12 protein-coding genes, 6 tRNA genes and 3 rRNA genes are annotated in these 16806 nt (G+C 55.5%); 17 read left to right on the forward strand and 4 right to left on the reverse strand.

Features of this window, described 5'->3' with window-relative positions; genetic code table 11:
• Positions 1-3 precede the first annotated feature (3 nt).
• On the reverse strand, positions 4-972 hold the full coding sequence (locus ACEN8Q_RS25950) for an NAD(P)H-dependent flavin oxidoreductase (protein WP_413424211.1): 969 nt from the start codon (positions 970-972) through the stop codon (positions 4-6).
• A 33-nt stretch (positions 973-1005) separates the two neighbouring features.
• Positions 1006-1437, reverse strand: a complete 432-nt coding sequence (hemJ, locus tag ACEN8Q_RS25955) for a protoporphyrinogen oxidase HemJ (RefSeq protein WP_008017444.1) — start codon at positions 1435-1437, stop codon at positions 1006-1008.
• A 135-nt stretch (positions 1438-1572) separates the two neighbouring features.
• On the opposite strand from hemJ, the gene argC reads away from it, so the two are divergent.
• The gene (gene argC / locus ACEN8Q_RS25960; protein ID WP_413424213.1) at positions 1573-2607 is read left to right on the forward strand and encodes an N-acetyl-gamma-glutamyl-phosphate reductase; all 1035 of its coding nucleotides are present in this window, start codon (positions 1573-1575) and stop codon (positions 2605-2607) included.
• 166 nt (positions 2608-2773) lie between these two features.
• Positions 2774-3124 (forward strand): iron-sulfur cluster insertion protein ErpA, encoded by a 351-nt coding sequence (gene erpA, locus ACEN8Q_RS25965; RefSeq protein ID WP_007906865.1) that lies wholly within the window; start codon positions 2774-2776, stop codon positions 3122-3124.
• Between the two features lie 68 nt (positions 3125-3192).
• Here erpA and ACEN8Q_RS25970 read toward each other — a convergent pair whose 3' ends face one another.
• Positions 3193-4284, reverse strand: coding sequence for an anhydro-N-acetylmuramic acid kinase (locus ACEN8Q_RS25970; RefSeq protein WP_413424215.1), 1092 nt, complete (start codon positions 4282-4284; stop codon positions 3193-3195).
• Between the two features lie 3 nt (positions 4285-4287).
• Positions 4288-5706 (reverse strand): peptidoglycan DD-metalloendopeptidase family protein, encoded by a 1419-nt coding sequence (locus ACEN8Q_RS25975; RefSeq protein WP_413424217.1) that lies wholly within the window; start codon positions 5704-5706, stop codon positions 4288-4290.
• Between the two features lie 211 nt (positions 5707-5917).
• Between ACEN8Q_RS25975 and tyrS the strand changes: the two genes are divergently transcribed.
• From tyrS to nusG, 15 genes are all read left to right on the forward strand, one after another.
• Positions 5918-7117, forward strand: coding sequence for a tyrosine--tRNA ligase (gene tyrS / locus ACEN8Q_RS25980; protein ID WP_057396307.1), 1200 nt, complete (start codon positions 5918-5920; stop codon positions 7115-7117).
• Between the two features lie 494 nt (positions 7118-7611).
• Positions 7612-9148 (forward strand): 16S ribosomal RNA (locus ACEN8Q_RS25985).
• 121 nt (positions 9149-9269) lie between these two features.
• A tRNA-Ile gene (locus tag ACEN8Q_RS25990) sits at positions 9270-9346 on the forward strand.
• Between the two features lie 9 nt (positions 9347-9355).
• Positions 9356-9431 (forward strand) — tRNA-Ala (locus ACEN8Q_RS25995).
• Between the two features lie 240 nt (positions 9432-9671).
• Positions 9672-12563, forward strand: a 23S ribosomal RNA gene (locus tag ACEN8Q_RS26000).
• Between the two features lie 156 nt (positions 12564-12719).
• Positions 12720-12835, forward strand: a 5S ribosomal RNA gene (rrf, locus tag ACEN8Q_RS26005).
• Together the 16S, 23S and 5S rRNA genes with 2 tRNA genes alongside form the textbook arrangement of a ribosomal RNA operon.
• Before the next feature lie 136 nt (positions 12836-12971).
• Positions 12972-13931 carry a bifunctional biotin--[acetyl-CoA-carboxylase] ligase/biotin operon repressor BirA gene (gene birA / locus ACEN8Q_RS26010; protein WP_413426416.1) on the forward strand — a complete coding sequence of 320 codons (960 nt, stop codon included), beginning with the start codon at positions 12972-12974 and terminating at the stop codon, positions 13929-13931.
• Complete coding sequence (locus tag ACEN8Q_RS26015; protein ID WP_413426418.1) at positions 13921-14670, forward strand: pantothenate kinase; 750 nt, start codon at positions 13921-13923, stop codon at positions 14668-14670. Before birA ends, ACEN8Q_RS26015 begins: the two co-directional genes overlap by 11 nt.
• Positions 14671-14677: 7 nt before the next feature.
• On the forward strand, positions 14678-15118 hold the full coding sequence (locus ACEN8Q_RS26020) for a hypothetical protein (RefSeq protein ID WP_413703933.1): 441 nt from the start codon (positions 14678-14680) through the stop codon (positions 15116-15118).
• A gap of 143 nt (positions 15119-15261) precedes the next feature.
• Positions 15262-15346, forward strand: a tRNA-Tyr gene (locus ACEN8Q_RS26025).
• Between the two features lie 24 nt (positions 15347-15370).
• A tRNA-Gly gene (locus tag ACEN8Q_RS26030) sits at positions 15371-15444 on the forward strand.
• Positions 15445-15470: 26 nt separating this feature from the next.
• Positions 15471-15546 (forward strand) — tRNA-Thr (locus tag ACEN8Q_RS26035).
• A 172-nt stretch (positions 15547-15718) separates the two neighbouring features.
• Positions 15719-15794: transfer RNA gene (locus ACEN8Q_RS26040), tRNA-Trp, on the forward strand.
• Between the two features lie 45 nt (positions 15795-15839).
• Positions 15840-16208 carry a preprotein translocase subunit SecE gene (gene secE / locus ACEN8Q_RS26045; protein WP_008018201.1) on the forward strand — a complete coding sequence of 123 codons (369 nt, stop codon included), beginning with the start codon at positions 15840-15842 and terminating at the stop codon, positions 16206-16208.
• Positions 16209-16217: 9 nt separating this feature from the next.
• Complete coding sequence (nusG, locus tag ACEN8Q_RS26050) at positions 16218-16751, forward strand: transcription termination/antitermination protein NusG (RefSeq protein ID WP_007984405.1); 534 nt, start codon at positions 16218-16220, stop codon at positions 16749-16751.
• Positions 16752-16806 lie beyond the last annotated feature (55 nt).

Here is a 16806-nt window from a genome sequence, read left to right on the forward strand (position 1 = left end):
CTGTCAGCGCGGCCAGCGTTTGGGCAACCGGGCCGCATGCTCCAGGGCCTGGCGGTACTCGGCGTCGAGACGTGCAATCAACTGCTCGACGCTCGGCAAGTCCTCGATTTCTCCCACGCCCTGGCCTGCGGACCAAACGGTCTTCCAGGCTTTGGCTTCATCGCTCACGGGCTTGAGCTTGGAGCCGAAGTTGATCTCGCCCTTGCCTTGCAAGGCGGCCATGTCGAAACCGGCGGCCTCCAGGCTCTTGCGCATGAAGCTCGCGGGGACACCTGACACGGCTGGAGTATGGATGATGTCTGCCGCTTTGGAAGACAGCAGCATTTCTTTGTAGGCGTCGGGTGCGTGGCTTTCGGTCGTGCCGATAAATCGCGTGCCGAAGTAGGCCAGATCCGCGCCGAGCAATTGGGCGGCAAGAATTTCATGGCCGTGGTTCAAGCAACCGGCCAGCAACAGGGTCTTGTCGAAGAACTGGCGGATCTCGGCAATCAGCGAGAACGGGCTCCAGGTCCCGGCGTGCCCACCGGCACCGGCCGCCACGGCAATCAAGCCATCCACGCCCGCTTCGGCCGCTTTCTCGGCATGACGACGGGTTGTCACATCATGGAACACCAGGCCACCGTAGCCATGGACCGCGTCGACCAGTTCCTTTACGGCGCCGAGGCTGGTGATCACGATCGGCACTTTGTGTTCGACGCAGATCTGCAGATCTGCCTGTAAGCGTGGATTGCTGTTATGGACGATCAGGTTCACGGCATAAGGCGCGGGGTTTTCCAGTGTCGCAAGCCCCGCTTCGATTTCTTCCAGCCAGGCCTTGAAACCACTGCTTTCACGCTGATTCAGCGCCGGGAAGCTGCCGACCACGCCCTGGCGACAACAGGCGAGTACCAATTGCGGATTGGAAATCAGGAACATCGGCGCTGCCACTACGGGCAGACGCAAACGTTGTTCGAGCAGAGCGGGCAGCGACATTGGAAGTACCCCGGTGAGTTGTGCCTATTGGATTTAGAACGGCCGAACGACGACCAGAATTACGATTGCCAGCAATATCAGAACCGGAACCTCATTGAACCAGCGATAAAAGACATGGCTGCGGGTGTTTTCGCCACGGGCAAAACGTTTTACCTGCGCGCCGCACATGTGGTGGTAGCCGATCAGAATCACCACCAGCGTCAGCTTGGCGTGCATCCAGCCACCCTGAGTGAAATACGCACTCGGATTGAGGCTGATCAGCCAGCCGCCAAAGATCAGCGTCGCGATCATCGCCGGGCCCATGATGCCTCGGTAGAGCTTGCGCTCCATGATGCTGAAGCGTTCCTTGCTGACGGTATCTTCGCTTTGAGCGTGATAGACGAACAGCCGCGGCAGGTAGAACAGGCCGGCAAACCAGCTGACGACGCTGACGATGTGAAGCGCTTTGAGCCACAGATAAAGCATTTTTAGTTATTCCCCAATTCACGGTAGCCGGAATAGTAGAGGCTTGAGGCTCCGCACGTCACCTTGACGGTTGTCGCAGGGGCGCGCGCCCCCTATTATCGACGGCTTTCCAGTGGGTTCGTTGAGGGCAGGTTTATGGTCAAGGTCGGTATCGTCGGCGGCACGGGTTACACCGGTGTCGAACTGCTGCGTCTGTTGGCGCAACATCCGCAAGCTGAAGTGGTTGTCATCACTTCCCGATCCGAGGCCGGCCTGGCCGTAGCCGACATGTACCCGAACCTGCGAGGCCATTACGACGGCCTGGCGTTCAGCGTTCCGGACATCAAGACCCTCGGTGCTTGCGATGTGGTGTTCTTCGCCACGCCGCACGGTGTTGCCCACGCCTTGGCGGGTGAACTGCTGGCGGCCGGGACCAAGGTCATCGACCTGTCGGCCGACTTCCGTCTGCAAGACGCGGATGAATGGGCCAAGTGGTACGGCCAGCCGCACGGCGCACCGGAGTTGCTGGACGAGGCGGTTTACGGCTTGCCGGAAGTCAATCGCGAGCAGATCAGGAAAGCACGCCTGATCGCCGTGCCTGGCTGCTACCCGACTGCAACGCAATTGGGTTTCCTGCCATTGCTCGAAGCCGGCCTGGCCGATGTTTCGCATCTGATTGCCGACTGCAAATCCGGCGTCAGCGGTGCCGGTCGTGGTGCCTCCGTAGGCTCGCTGTATTCCGAGACTTCGGAAAGCATGAAGGCCTATGCCGTCAAAGGTCACCGTCACCTGCCGGAAATTCGCCAGGGGCTGCGTCGTGCAGCGGGCAAGGATGTCGGCCTGACCTTCGTTCCACACCTGACACCGATGATTCGCGGCATTCACTCGACGCTCTACGCCACTGTTGTTGATCGTTCGGTGGATCTGCAGGCGCTGTTTGAAAAGCGTTATGCCAACGAACCGTTCGTCGATGTGATGCCTGCCGGCAGCCATCCGGAGACTCGTAGCGTACGGGGTGCCAACGTCTGCCGTATTGCCGTGCATCGCCCTCAGGATGGCGATCTGGTGGTAGTGCTGTCGGTGATCGACAACCTGGTCAAAGGGGCGTCGGGGCAGGCGGTGCAGAACCTGAACATTCTGTTCGGGCTGGACGAGCGTCTGGGCCTGTCTCACGCAGGCATGTTGCCGTAAGGTTTATCGAGTACAGCAAAAGGCCCGTCTGACGGGCCTTTTTGCATTCCGGGCCGGCGATTGGATTGGTTGATATACCATAACAATAGTTGACCGCTTTTCTAGGAGAAGCGGATAATGCGCGTCATCACGCAATATGACGGCGTAACGCCGGGAGATAGTCAGCATGAGCGTCGAATCCTTCACCCCCACGGCTTTGCAATTCACCCACGGTGCCGCGCACAAGGTGAAGAGCCTGGTCGATGAAGAGGGGAATGATCGCTTGAAGCTGCGCGTATTCGTTACGGGCGGCGGTTGTTCAGGTTTTCAGTACGGCTTCACTTTCGATGAGGAAGTGGCCGATGACGACACCATCGTCGAGCGCGAAGGTGTGAGTCTGGTGGTCGATCCGATGAGCTTCCAGTATCTGGCGGGTGCCGAAGTGGACTACCAGGAAGGTCTGGAAGGTTCGCGTTTCGTCATCAAGAACCCGAATGCGACCACCACCTGTGGCTGCGGTTCTTCGTTCTCGATCTGATCAGCGCACCTGTTCCACAAAACGCCGCACGGCCTCATGGTCTTGCGGCGTTTTGCTGTGTGGAGGATTCAGGCGGGGTAGATGGCGCCGAGTACGCGCAAACCACGGGCACCGGTAACGCTCGGGCGGTTTGCAGCGATGCCTTCGAGGCAGCAATGAGCCAGCCACGCAAAGGCCATGGCTTCGACCCAGTCGGGGTCTACACCGTAAGTAGCGGTGCTGCTGACACTTGCGTTTGGCAACAGGTTGGCCAGGCGACTCATCAGCGCGGTGTTGTGGGCGCCGCCGCCGCAGACCAGCAGTTCCTGCGTGTCTGCCTGGGCACTTTGCAGTGACTCGATGATGGTCAGCGCGGTCAGCTCAAGCAGCGTCGCCTGAACATCCTCGGCGCTGAAGGCTGGCAGTTGTGCCAGATGCTGCGTCAGCCATGGCAGGTTGAACACTTCCCGGCCGGTACTCTTCGGGCCTTTGGTGACAAAGAACGGATCGCTGAGCAGCGCATTCAACAGCACCGGTCGGACGTTGCCACTGGCAGCCCATTGGCCGTCACGGTCAAAGTGATCGCCGCGTTGCTGATTAATCCAGGCGTCCAGCAGCACATTGCCTGGGCCGCAGTCGAAACCGGCAACCGGCTTGCCGGGCTCGATCAGGCTGAGGTTGCTGAAGCCGCCTACGTTCAGCACCGCGCGGTTGCCGGCCCGTTTTTCAAACAGGGCTTCATGAAAGGCGGGAACCAGCGGTGCGCCTTGCCCGCCGGCAGCAACATCGCGGCTGCGGAAATCGCTGACCACGGTGATGCCAGTCAGCTCCGTCAGCAGGGCCGGGTTGCCGATCTGCACGGTAAAACCGCGAGCCGGTTCATGACGGATGGTCTGGCCATGGCTACCGATTGCCCGAATGTCGTCAGGCTTCAATTGCTGTTGAGCGAGAAGGGCATGAATCCCTTGGGCTGCCAGTTTCACCCAGTTCTGCTGGGCGACGGCGGAGCGGGCAATTTCGTCCGGGCCACTGGCGCACAAGCCAAGTAGCTCGGCGCGCAGGGAATCGGGCATCGGGATGTAGTGGGAGGCAATCAGCCTGATCGCCGGGGCTTGCTCGATCAGCGCGATATCCAGGCCATCAAGGCTGGTCCCGGACATCACACCTATATAGAGCGCCATGACTTAACGCTTGCTCGAAGCCAGCAGGGTGGCTTTTTCCTGTTCCATGCGCGCCATCAGCGGCTGGCTTTGGGCGAGGAAGCGTGCGCGTTCGGCCTTGGCAATCGGATCGGCCATTGGCAGTTTCTGGCCCAGCGGGTCGACGTGCACGCCATTGACCTGGAACTCGTAGTGCAAGTGCGGCCCGGTGGAGAGGCCGGTAGTGCCGATATAGCCAATCACCTGGCCCTGTTTCACCGTGCCGCCAGTCTTCACGCCTTTGGCGAAGCCTTGCATATGGCCGTAGAGCGTGGTGTAGGTATTGCCGTGCTGGAGGATCACGGTATTGCCGTAGCCACCACGGCGGCCGGCGAGCAACACCTTGCCATCACCGGCCGCCTTGATCGGCGTACCGCGCGGCGCAGCGTAGTCGACACCTTTGTGGGCGCGGATCTTGTTCAGGATCGGGTGTTTGCGGCCCATGGAAAACTTCGAGCTGATGCGGGCAAAGTCCACCGGTGTGCGGATGAACGCCTTGCGCATGCTGTTGCCGTCAGCGGTGTAGTAGCTGCTGTTGCCCTGTTTGTTGGTGTAGCGAACGGCGGTGTAGGTCTTGCCGCGGTTGGTGAAGCGCGCCGACAGGATCGGGCCGTTGCCGACGGCTTTGCCGTTGACTACCTTTTGCTCGTAGATCACGTCGAATTCGTCGCCCTGGCGAATATCCTGGGCAAAGTCCACGTCGTAGCCAAACACGCTGGCCATGTCCATGGTCAGGCTGTGGGACAGGCCTGCACGGGCCGCGGACTGCGACAGCGAGCTGTTGATCACGCCGTGAACGTAAGCGGAGCGCACGCTCGGTTTCGCGGTAATGCGGTTGAACGTGTAGCCCTTGTCGTTCTTGGTCAGGCTGATGCTTTCGAGGTCGTTGAGCTTGCTGTGCAAGTTGCTCAACTGGCCGTCAGGGCTCAGTTCGAATTCGAGTTTTTGCCCATGCTTGAGCTGGCTGAACTGCTTGGCCTGCTTGTCGCTGGCCAGTATTTCATGCACTGAGGTGGTGGGGAGGCCGACTTTCGCGAACAGAGTAGAGAGGGTGTCGCCCTTGGCGACGATCACTTCCCTGTGGCTTGCCGGCTTCTTTTCTTCGACGACCGGCGCCGGCTCGGCCAGAGCTGTTTCCTGGGTGTCCTCGGCGCTGTTGTCGATCTGCGCGAAGGGAGATGTTGCTGGTTCATTTGTGGCTTGAACGGCGTCAGCAGCGTCTTGATCTTGTGTCAGTTGTTCAGCAGGACTTTCCAGTTCAAGACTGAGGGTCGTCTTTTTGGCTTCAACATCGCTGGAAGGGAATACCAGGAGCGCCAGGCTGAGAAGGGCGGCGATGCCACTTGCGGCGAGCAGGTGGGTTTTCGGGTAAAGCGGCGGCGCTTTAGACGATTCTGTGGTCATAAGTGGTTTTGACTTTGAAAAAGATGAATTGGAAAAGATGAATGACATGATGAAGATGAAATAACTGTATAAAATATAACCAAATCATCTTTGAAGCAAGTCCGCAGGCACCCTGTCTGCGGATTGGCGTCCGTGCGCCGGGCAAACCTTGTATTTGACGCGCGATCTTGTATGGTTGGTTCCCTTTGAATCTGAGCCTTGCGGGTCTGTTATGAAGTCGGTTGAAGAGCAGCTAGCGCTGATCAAACGTGGTGCGGAAGAACTGTTGGTCGAGTCCGAGCTGATTGAAAAGCTCAAGCGTGGCCAGCCGCTACGTATTAAGGCGGGCTTCGATCCAACGGCTCCGGATCTGCACTTGGGTCACACCGTGCTTATCAATAAGCTGCGCCAGTTCCAGGAACTGGGGCATCAGGTGATCTTCCTGATTGGTGACTTCACCGGGATGATCGGTGATCCGAGCGGCAAGAGTGCTACGCGCCCGCCGCTCACTCGCGAGCAGGTTCTCGAGAACGCCGAGACCTACAAGACTCAGGTCTTCAAGATTCTGGATCCGGCTAAAACCGAGGTGGCATTCAACTCCACCTGGATGGATCAGATGGGGCCGGCCGACTTCATTCGCCTGACTTCGCAGTACACCGTGGCTCGCATGCTCGAGCGCGATGACTTCGACAAGCGCTATACGACCAATCAGCCGATCGCCATTCATGAGTTCCTCTATCCGCTGGTTCAGGGTTACGACTCGGTAGCTCTGCGCGCAGACGTCGAGCTCGGCGGCACCGATCAGAAGTTCAACTTGCTGATGGGGCGTGAGCTGCAGCGTGGTTATGGTCAGGAAGCCCAGTGCATTTTGACCATGCCGCTGCTTGAAGGCCTGGATGGCGTGAAGAAGATGTCCAAGTCCCTGGGCAACTACGTCGGTATCCAGGAAGCGCCGGGCGTGATGTACAGCAAGCTGGTCTCCATTCCGGATGTGCTGATGTGGCGATACTTCGAGTTGCTCAGCTTCCGCTCCATGGATGAGATCAATGCGTTTCGCGCTGATGTGGAGGCGGGCGCCAATCCGCGCGATATCAAGATCAAGCTGGCTGAAGAGATCGTTGCGCGCTTCCATGGTGAGGAGGCTGCGGCCAATGCTCATCGTGCAGCCGGTAACCGTATGAAGGAAGGCGAGCTGCCGGATGATCTGCCAGAGATCGAATTGACGGCTGCCGAAGATATGCCGATCGCTGCCGTCCTTAATAAAGCGGGCCTGGTGAAGAACTCGGCGATGGCGCGAGATCTTCTCGGTTCGGGTGGCGTGCGTATAGATGGTGAGGTGGTTGATCGCACCTTTATATATGCGTTGGGTGCAACCCATGTTTGCCAGGCCGGCAAGAAGGCATTTGCGCGTATTACGCTCAAGGCTGAATAAAGTTGAAATAAAGTGTTGACGGCGAATTTTAGAAGCCTATAATTCGCCCCACTTCCGGCGCAGTCGAAACGGAAAACTCCTTGGAAAACAAAGAGTTATGTAGGTTTCGGCAGCAGGTTGCTTCAGGTCATCGAAGCCGAAAGGAAGTTGAAAAAGAGGTGTTGACAGCAGCGTGTAACGCTGTAGAATTCGCCTCCCGCTGACGAGAGATCGGAAGCGCAAGTGGTTGAAGTTGTTAAGGATTCCTTGAAAACTTCTGAAAAAAATCACTTGACAGTAAATGAGGCTGCTGTAGAATGCGCGCCTCGGTTGAGACGAAAGATCTTAACCAACCGCTCTTTAACAACTGAATCAAGCAATTCGTGTGGGTGCTTGTGGAGTCAGACTGCTAGTCAACAGATTATCAGCATCACAAGTTACTCCGCGAGAAATCAAAGATGTAACCAACGATTGCTGAGCCAAGTTTAGGGTTTTCTCAAAACCCAAAGATGTTTGAACTGAAGAGTTTGATCATGGCTCAGATTGAACGCTGGCGGCAGGCCTAACACATGCAAGTCGAGCGGATGACGGGAGCTTGCTCCCGAATTCAGCGGCGGACGGGTGAGTAATGCCTAGGAATCTGCCTGGTAGTGGGGGACAACGTCTCGAAAGGGACGCTAATACCGCATACGTCCTACGGGAGAAAGCAGGGGACCTTCGGGCCTTGCGCTATCAGATGAGCCTAGGTCGGATTAGCTAGTTGGTGAGGTAATGGCTCACCAAGGCGACGATCCGTAACTGGTCTGAGAGGATGATCAGTCACACTGGAACTGAGACACGGTCCAGACTCCTACGGGAGGCAGCAGTGGGGAATATTGGACAATGGGCGAAAGCCTGATCCAGCCATGCCGCGTGTGTGAAGAAGGTCTTCGGATTGTAAAGCACTTTAAGTTGGGAGGAAGGGCATTAACCTAATACGTTAGTGTTTTGACGTTACCGACAGAATAAGCACCGGCTAACTCTGTGCCAGCAGCCGCGGTAATACAGAGGGTGCAAGCGTTAATCGGAATTACTGGGCGTAAAGCGCGCGTAGGTGGTTTGTTAAGTTGGATGTGAAAGCCCCGGGCTCAACCTGGGAACTGCATTCAAAACTGACAAGCTAGAGTATGGTAGAGGGTGGTGGAATTTCCTGTGTAGCGGTGAAATGCGTAGATATAGGAAGGAACACCAGTGGCGAAGGCGACCACCTGGACTGATACTGACACTGAGGTGCGAAAGCGTGGGGAGCAAACAGGATTAGATACCCTGGTAGTCCACGCCGTAAACGATGTCAACTAGCCGTTGGGAGCCTTGAGCTCTTAGTGGCGCAGCTAACGCATTAAGTTGACCGCCTGGGGAGTACGGCCGCAAGGTTAAAACTCAAATGAATTGACGGGGGCCCGCACAAGCGGTGGAGCATGTGGTTTAATTCGAAGCAACGCGAAGAACCTTACCAGGCCTTGACATCCAATGAACTTTCCAGAGATGGATTGGTGCCTTCGGGAACATTGAGACAGGTGCTGCATGGCTGTCGTCAGCTCGTGTCGTGAGATGTTGGGTTAAGTCCCGTAACGAGCGCAACCCTTGTCCTTAGTTACCAGCACGTCATGGTGGGCACTCTAAGGAGACTGCCGGTGACAAACCGGAGGAAGGTGGGGATGACGTCAAGTCATCATGGCCCTTACGGCCTGGGCTACACACGTGCTACAATGGTCGGTACAGAGGGTTGCCAAGCCGCGAGGTGGAGCTAATCCCACAAAACCGATCGTAGTCCGGATCGCAGTCTGCAACTCGACTGCGTGAAGTCGGAATCGCTAGTAATCGCGAATCAGAATGTCGCGGTGAATACGTTCCCGGGCCTTGTACACACCGCCCGTCACACCATGGGAGTGGGTTGCACCAGAAGTAGCTAGTCTAACCTTCGGGGGGACGGTTACCACGGTGTGATTCATGACTGGGGTGAAGTCGTAACAAGGTAGCCGTAGGGGAACCTGCGGCTGGATCACCTCCTTAATCGACGACTCAGCTGCTCCATAAGTTCCCACACGAATTGCTTGATTCATTGAAGAAGACGATAGAAGCAGCTTTAAGCTCCAAGCTGATAGCTCACGCTAACAGTTACAAGCTCGAAATTGGGTCTGTAGCTCAGTTGGTTAGAGCGCACCCCTGATAAGGGTGAGGTCGGCAGTTCGAATCTGCCCAGACCCACCAATTTTGTATGGGGCCATAGCTCAGCTGGGAGAGCGCCTGCCTTGCACGCAGGAGGTCAGCGGTTCGATCCCGCTTGGCTCCACCATAAACTGCTTCAACGTGTCGAAGAGTTTAGAAATGAATATTCCGCGATGAATATTGATTTCTAGTCTTTTGATTAGATCGTTCTTTAAAAATTTGGGTATGTGATAGAAAGATAGACTGAACGTTACTTTCACTGGTAACGGATCAGGCTAAGGTAAAATTTGTGAGTTGCTCTATGAGCAAGTGCGAATTTTCGGCGAATGTCGTCTTCATAGTATAACCAGATTGCTTGGGGTTATATGGTCAAGTGAAGAAGCGCATACGGTGGATGCCTTGGCAGTCAGAGGCGATGAAAGACGTGGTAGCCTGCGAAAAGCTTCGGGGAGTCGGCAAACAGACTTTGATCCGGAGATGTCTGAATGGGGGAACCCAGCCATCATAAGATGGTTATCTTGTACTGAATACATAGGTGCAAGAGGCGAACCAGGGGAACTGAAACATCTAAGTACCCTGAGGAAAAGAAATCAACCGAGATTCCCTTAGTAGTGGCGAGCGAACGGGGACTAGCCCTTAAGTGGCTTTGAGATTAGCGGAACGCTCTGGAAAGTGCGGCCATAGTGGGTGATAGCCCTGTACGCGAAAATCTCTTGGTCATGAAATCGAGTAGGACGGAGCACGAGAAACTTTGTCTGAATATGGGGGGACCATCCTCCAAGGCTAAATACTACTGACTGACCGATAGTGAACTAGTACCGTGAGGGAAAGGCGAAAAGAACCCCGGAGAGGGGAGTGAAATAGATCCTGAAACCGTATGCGTACAAGCAGTGGGAGCCCACTTTGTTGGGTGACTGCGTACCTTTTGTATAATGGGTCAGCGACTTATTTTCAGTGGCGAGCTTAACCGAATAGGGGAGGCGTAGCGAAAGCGAGTCTTAATAGGGCGTCTAGTCGCTGGGAATAGACCCGAAACCGGGCGATCTATCCATGGGCAGGTTGAAGGTTAGGTAACACTGACTGGAGGACCGAACCGACTACCGTTGAAAAGTTAGCGGATGACCTGTGGATCGGAGTGAAAGGCTAATCAAGCTCGGAGATAGCTGGTTCTCCTCGAAAGCTATTTAGGTAGCGCCTCATGTATCACTGTAGGGGGTAGAGCACTGTTTCGGCTAGGGGGTCATCCCGACTTACCAAACCGATGCAAACTCCGAATACCTACAAGTGCCGAGCATGGGAGACACACGGCGGGTGCTAACGTCCGTCGTGAAAAGGGAAACAACCCAGACCGTCAGCTAAGGTCCCAAAGTTATGGTTAAGTGGGAAACGATGTGGGAAGGCTTAGACAGCTAGGAGGTTGGCTTAGAAGCAGCCACCCTTTAAAGAAAGCGTAATAGCTCACTAGTCGAGTCGGCCTGCGCGGAAGATGTAACGGGGCTCAAACCATACACCGAAGCTACGGGTATCACGTAAGTGATGCGGTAGAGGAGCGTTCTGTAAGCCTGTGAAGGTGAGTTGAGAAGCTTGCTGGAGGTATCAGAAGTGCGAATGCTGACATGAGTAACGACAATGGGTGTGAAAAACACCCACGCCGAAAGACCAAGGTTTCCTGCGCAACGTTAATCGACGCAGGGTTAGTCGGTCCCTAAGGCGAGGCTGAAAAGCGTAGTCGATGGAAAACAGGTTAATATTCCTGTACTTCTGGTTATTGCGATGGAGGGACGGAGAAGGCTAGGCCAGCTTGGCGTTGGTTGTCCAAGTTTAAGGTGGTAGGCTGAGATCTTAGGTAAATCCGGGATCTTAAGGCCGAGAGCTGATGACGAGTTACCCTTTGGGTGACGAAGTGGTTGATGCCATGCTTCCAAGAAAAGCTTCTAAGCTTCAGATAACCAGGAACCGTACCCCAAACCGACACAGGTGGTTGGGTAGAGAATACCAAGGCGCTTGAGAGAACTCGGGTGAAGGAACTAGGCAAAATGGCACCGTAACTTCGGGAGAAGGTGCGCCGGTGAGGGTGAAGCATTTACTGCGTAAGCCCACGCCGGTCGAAGATACCAGGCCGCTGCGACTGTTTATTAAAAACACAGCACTCTGCAAACACGAAAGTGGACGTATAGGGTGTGACGCCTGCCCGGTGCCGGAAGGTTAATTGATGGGGTTAGCTAACGCGAAGCTCTTGATCGAAGCCCCGGTAAACGGCGGCCGTAACTATAACGGTCCTAAGGTAGCGAAATTCCTTGTCGGGTAAGTTCCGACCTGCACGAATGGCGTAACGATGGCGGCGCTGTCTCCACCCGAGACTCAGTGAAATTGAAATCGCTGTGAAGATGCAGTGTATCCGCGGCTAGACGGAAAGACCCCGTGAACCTTTACTATAGCTTTGCACTGGACTTTGAATTTGCTTGTGTAGGATAGGTGGGAGGCTTTGAAGCGTGGACGCCAGTTCGCGTGGAGCCATCCTTGAAATACCACCCTGGCAACTTTGAGGTTCTAACTCAGGTCCGTTATCCGGATCGAGGACAGTGTATGGTGGGTAGTTTGACTGGGGCGGTCTCCTCCTAAAGAGTAACGGAGGAGTACGAAGGTGCGCTCAGACCGGTCGGAAATCGGTCGTAGAGTATAAAGGCAAAAGCGCGCTTGACTGCGAGACAGACACGTCGAGCAGGTACGAAAGTAGGTCTTAGTGATCCGGTGGTTCTGTATGGAAGGGCCATCGCTCAACGGATAAAAGGTACTCCGGGGATAACAGGCTGATACCGCCCAAGAGTTCATATCGACGGCGGTGTTTGGCACCTCGATGTCGGCTCATCACATCCTGGGGCTGAAGCCGGTCCCAAGGGTATGGCTGTTCGCCATTTAAAGTGGTACGCGAGCTGGGTTTAGAACGTCGTGAGACAGTTCGGTCCCTATCTGCCGTGGACGTTTGAGATTTGAGAGGGGCTGCTCCTAGTACGAGAGGACCGGAGTGGACGAACCTCTGGTGTTCCGGTTGTCACGCCAGTGGCATTGCCGGGTAGCTATGTTCGGAAAAGATAACCGCTGAAAGCATCTAAGCGGGAAACTTGCCTCAAGATGAGATCTCACTGGAGCCTTGAGCTCCCTGAAGGGCCGTCGAAGACTACGACGTTGATAGGTTGGGTGTGTAAGCGCTGTGAGGCGTTGAGCTAACCAATACTAATTGCCCGTGAGGCTTGACCATATAACACCCAAGCAATTTGACTACTCGAAAGAGCATCAGATTGCGGTGTGTGAAGACGAAAGAACCGAAAGTTCGACGCTCACAAAACACCGATTTCCATCACATACCCAATTTGCTGAAGCGAGGCCCTCCGGTCACGACTCAGTACCCGAATTTCTTGACGACCATAGAGCGTTGGAACCACCTGATCCCATCCCGAACTCAGCAGTGAAACGATGCATCGCCGATGGTAGTGTGGGGTTTCCCCATGTGAGAGTAGGTCATCGTCAAGATTAAATTCCGAAACCCCTATCTGCGTACGCAGGTAGGGGTTTTGTTTTTGTCTGGGGGAAATCCGTAACGCCGGGTTTCTATGCAAGTGCTCGGGGCGTGGCTATCATGCGGGCCTCATTGTGAGGCGAGACTTGCATGCTGACGTTGTTAGAGCTTCTTAAAGATGGCCGATTCCATTCGGGTCAGGCACTGGGTGCTGCCTTGGGCATCAGTCGCAGTGCGGTATGGAAGCAGCTCCAGCATTTGGAGGCTGAGCTGGGTCTTGCCATTCATAAAGTCAGGGGGCGGGGCTATCAATTGGCGACGCCGCTGACATTGCTTGATCCTGCCGAGATCGGGAGACTTGCGCCTTCTTGTGACTGGCCTGTCCTGGTCTTCGATTCCATCGACTCCACCAATGCCGAGGCACTGCGTGCTATCGAGCGGCTTCAGGCTGCGCCTTTCCTGGTGCTGGCTGAGCGGCAGACTGCCGGGCGCGGGCGGCGTGGGCGCAAGTGGGCGAGTCCTTTCGCGGAAAACGTCTATTACAGCCTGGTACTGCGTATCGACGGTGGAATGCGTCAGCTCGAAGGTTTGAGTCTTGTTGTCGGGCTTGCCGTCCTGCAGGCCTTGCGCGAGCTTGGTGTCCCTGGGGTGGGGTTGAAATGGCCGAATGATGTCCTGGTCGGCCAGAAGAAAATTGCCGGGATATTGCTCGAGCTGGTCGGCGATCCTGCTGATGTGTGTCACGTGGTGCTGGGTGTGGGGATAAACGTGAACATGCAGATGACCGATGAGGTGGACCAGCAGTGGACGTCCATGCGTCTGGAGTCGGGTAGGATGTTTGATCGCAATCACCTGGTGGCAACGCTTGGAGTGATGCTGCAGAGATACCTGGTGCGTCATCGGGCTGGTGGGTTTTCGGCGGTCCAGGCGGAGTGGGAGCAAAATCATCTGTGGCAAGGGCGTGCAGTCTCATTGATTGCGGGCGTTAACCAGATAGATGGCGAAGTGCTGGGTATTGATAGTCAGGGCGCCTTGCGCTTGAAGGTGGATGGTGTGGAAAAAGTCTTCAGTGGTGGCGAGCTGAGTCTGAGGTTGCGTCATGATTCTTGAGCTCGACTGTGGCAACAGTTTTATCAAGTGGCGCGTGCTCGATGCGAATGCCCGGCTGGTGGTGGGGGAAGGGGTTGTCGATTCTGACCTCGCGTTGCTCGCGGACTTGAAGGCGCTCCAGGGGCTTGCTCTCAAGCATTGCCGATTGGTCAGTGTAAGGACTGTCGAAGAAACCGGGATGTTGATCGCCCTGTTGAAGGAGTCCTTCGATGTGTCGGTCGTCAGTGCGTCGCCCGCGCGGGAAATGTCCGGAGTCCGTAACGGCTATGAGGAGTTCGAGAAGCTGGGCCTCGATCGTTGGCTGGCCTTGCTTGGCGGATTCCATTTGGCGGGCGGTGCGTGCCTTGTGCTTGATTTCGGTACAGCCGTGACCGCGGACTTCGTTGCTGAGGATGGAGGGCATCTCGGTGGGTTCATATGTCCAGGGATGCCGTTGATGCGCAATCAGCTGCGCACGCATACCCGCAAGATTCGTTACGGTGATCTTGCTGCCGAGCGTGCTCTGGAGAGCCTCGACCCTGGTCGCACAACCGTTGAGGCTGTCGAGCGCGGTTGCCTGTTGATGCTTCAGGGGTTTGTGCTGACTCAGCTTGAGTTGGCCCGTAGCCATTGGGGTGAGGATTTCGCTGTTTTCCTCACGGGTGGTGATGCCGCCCTGGTGTCCGGGATAGTGCCCGAGGCCAGGGTGGTTCCGGATCTGGTGTTTGTCGGCTTGGCTATGGCGTGCCCTTTGTCCTGAGGTCTTTATGCGTTGGTTGTTTCTGCTGCTGCTTGTTCTCAATGTGTTTTATTACATCTGGCATCAACAGGAGGCTCCTCTGCGCGCGAAGGATGTAACGCCCTTGAGTCTGTATCGTGGGTCTCAGCAGGATATCCGTCTGTTGAGCGAGGCGGGGGAGGCGGCCAAGGACAAGGGCAAGGCAGCCCAGCCGGATTCCGGCTGCCTTTATCTGGGCGGTTTTACCCGTCAGGACGTGGCCCAGGGGCTTGAGCGCAGATTGACTGGTATGGATGTCAAGTTTCAGGCGTTGCCCCGGGGTGGCTCCGAAACTGCCGGTTATTGGCTGCGTGTGGCCCCGGAAAGCCGGCGCTGGCTGGACGATCTTCAGCTGATAAACCTTTCTAAAGAATTCAATGAGTTAAAACATAAAATAATGCCGTGCGAGGGGGTTGCACCCATCGAATAGTTTGCATAGAATGGCGCCCGCTCCACAGCGAACACCGGAAACGGTTAACGGTGTGAAGCGAGGTCAACGCAGCTAAGCTCAGGTTTTTAATGAGAAAAATGCTTGACAGAAGGCTGGCATGATGTAGAATGCCGGCTCGCTTAGGAGGGGTTCCCGAGCGGCCAAAGGGATCAGACTGTAAATCTGACGTCTACGACTTCGAAGGTTCGAATCCTTCCCCCTCCACCATTTTTAGCGAGAGCTGTAAGCCTCGCGGGTATAGTTTAGTGGTAGAACCTCAGCCTTCCAAGCTGATGATGCGGGTTCGATTCCCGCTACCCGCTCCAAGTTTACAGGTTTTGCACAGCGTTACGCTCTTGTAGCTCAGTTGGTAGAGCACACCCTTGGTAAGGGTGAGGTCAGCGGTTCAAATCCGCTCAAGAGCTCCATATAACAAGGCAGATATGAAAATATCTGCCTTTGTTTTAAGTGGTTCATGTTGCCTTTGGTTGTTTGTAGCGGTGGTTGGGCCATCGCTGCGGATGTCGTAACCAGGGTTGCAGAGTAAATTGTTGTAAAGTCTCCTTCAGGCCGGCATAATGGTCGGCCTGATTTTGTTTTAGGTCAGTAGCTCAATTGGCAGAGCGACGGTCTCCAAAACCGTAGGTTGGGGGTTCGATTCCCTCCTGACCTGCCAGATTCACTTGGTGTGTCTGGCTTTCTTTTCACAGGATCTTCATAGATGACTCCTAAAGCTGAAGCTCAAGGCTCTCGCTTCGATCTCCTCAAGTGGCTGGTAGTAGTCGCTCTGGTGATTGTTGGCGTTGTTGGAAATCAGTATTTCTCTGCTTCGCCGATCCTGTACCGTGTACTCGCATTGCTCGCCATTGCTGCTGTAGCTGCCTTTGTAGGCCTGCAGACCGCGAAGGGCAAGTCTTTCTTTGTACTGGTTAAGGAAGCTCGCACCGAGATTCGTAAAGTCGTGTGGCCAACTCGCCAAGAAACCACGCAGACCACCCTGATTGTGGTGGCTGTTGTTCTGGTTATGGCGTTGCTGTTGTGGGGGCTTGATTCCCTGCTCGGTTGGCTTGTTTCCTTGATCGTCGGCTAAGGGTGTCCCGTGGCTAAGCGTTGGTATGTTGTGCATGCTTACTCCGGTTACGAGAAGCATGTAATGCGCTCGCTGATCGAGCGCGTAAAGCTGGCCGGTATGGAAGATGGCTTCGGCGAGATTCTGGTTCCCACTGAAGAAGTGGTTGAAATGCGCAATGGCCAGAAGCGCAAAAGCGAACGCAAATTCTTCCCTGGCTACGTGCTGGTGCAGATGGATATGAACGAGGGTACCTGGCACTTGGTCAAGGATACTCCTCGGGTGATGGGTTTTATCGGCGGTACCGCCGACAAGCCTGCACCGATCACCGACAAAGAGGCAGAAGCGATTCTGCGCCGCGTTGCTGATGGTAGCGACAAGCCGAAGCCGAAGACACTGTTCGAGCCGGGCGAATCGGTACGAGTCAACGACGGCCCGTTCGCGGACTTTACCGGTGTTGTTGAAGAAGTTAACTACGAAAAGAGCCGGATCCAGGTCGCGGTGCTCATTTTCGGTCGCTCTACTCCGGTGGAGCTCGAGTTCAGTCAGGTCGAAAAGGTCTAACTGAGCAAAAATCCCAACCCCGCAGCCGTAGGCTGTGGGGTTTTGTCGTCACTGG

It is taken from the genome of Pseudomonas sp. Pseusp16 (genome assembly GCF_047324915.1).
Taxonomy (GTDB): Bacteria; Pseudomonadota; Gammaproteobacteria; order Pseudomonadales; family Pseudomonadaceae; genus Aquipseudomonas; species Aquipseudomonas fluorescens_CD.

Excerpts from the sequence above, each read along its gene's own strand:
- tyrS (WP_057396307.1), top strand. The coding sequence starts at position 5,918 with ATGAAGTCGGTTGAAGAGCAGCTAGCGCTGATCAAACGTGGTGCGGAA.
- ACEN8Q_RS25975 (WP_413424217.1), bottom strand. The coding sequence starts at position 5,706 with ATGACCACAGAATCGTCTAAAGCGCCGCCGCTTTACCCGAAAACCCAC.
- ACEN8Q_RS26015 (WP_413426418.1), top strand. The coding sequence starts at position 13,921 with ATGATTCTTGAGCTCGACTGTGGCAACAGTTTTATCAAGTGGCGCGTG.
- argC (WP_413424213.1), top strand. The coding sequence starts at position 1,573 with ATGGTCAAGGTCGGTATCGTCGGCGGCACGGGTTACACCGGTGTCGAA.
- hemJ (WP_008017444.1), bottom strand. The coding sequence starts at position 1,437 with ATGCTTTATCTGTGGCTCAAAGCGCTTCACATCGTCAGCGTCGTCAGC.
- ACEN8Q_RS25950 (WP_413424211.1), bottom strand. The coding sequence starts at position 972 with ATGTCGCTGCCCGCTCTGCTCGAACAACGTTTGCGTCTGCCCGTAGTG.
- erpA (WP_007906865.1), top strand. The coding sequence starts at position 2,774 with ATGAGCGTCGAATCCTTCACCCCCACGGCTTTGCAATTCACCCACGGT.
- birA (WP_413426416.1), top strand. The coding sequence starts at position 12,972 with ATGCTGACGTTGTTAGAGCTTCTTAAAGATGGCCGATTCCATTCGGGT.
- ACEN8Q_RS25970 (WP_413424215.1), bottom strand. The coding sequence starts at position 4,284 with ATGGCGCTCTATATAGGTGTGATGTCCGGGACCAGCCTTGATGGCCTG.
- ACEN8Q_RS26020 (WP_413703933.1), top strand. The coding sequence starts at position 14,678 with ATGCGTTGGTTGTTTCTGCTGCTGCTTGTTCTCAATGTGTTTTATTAC.
- secE (WP_008018201.1), top strand. The coding sequence starts at position 15,840 with ATGACTCCTAAAGCTGAAGCTCAAGGCTCTCGCTTCGATCTCCTCAAG.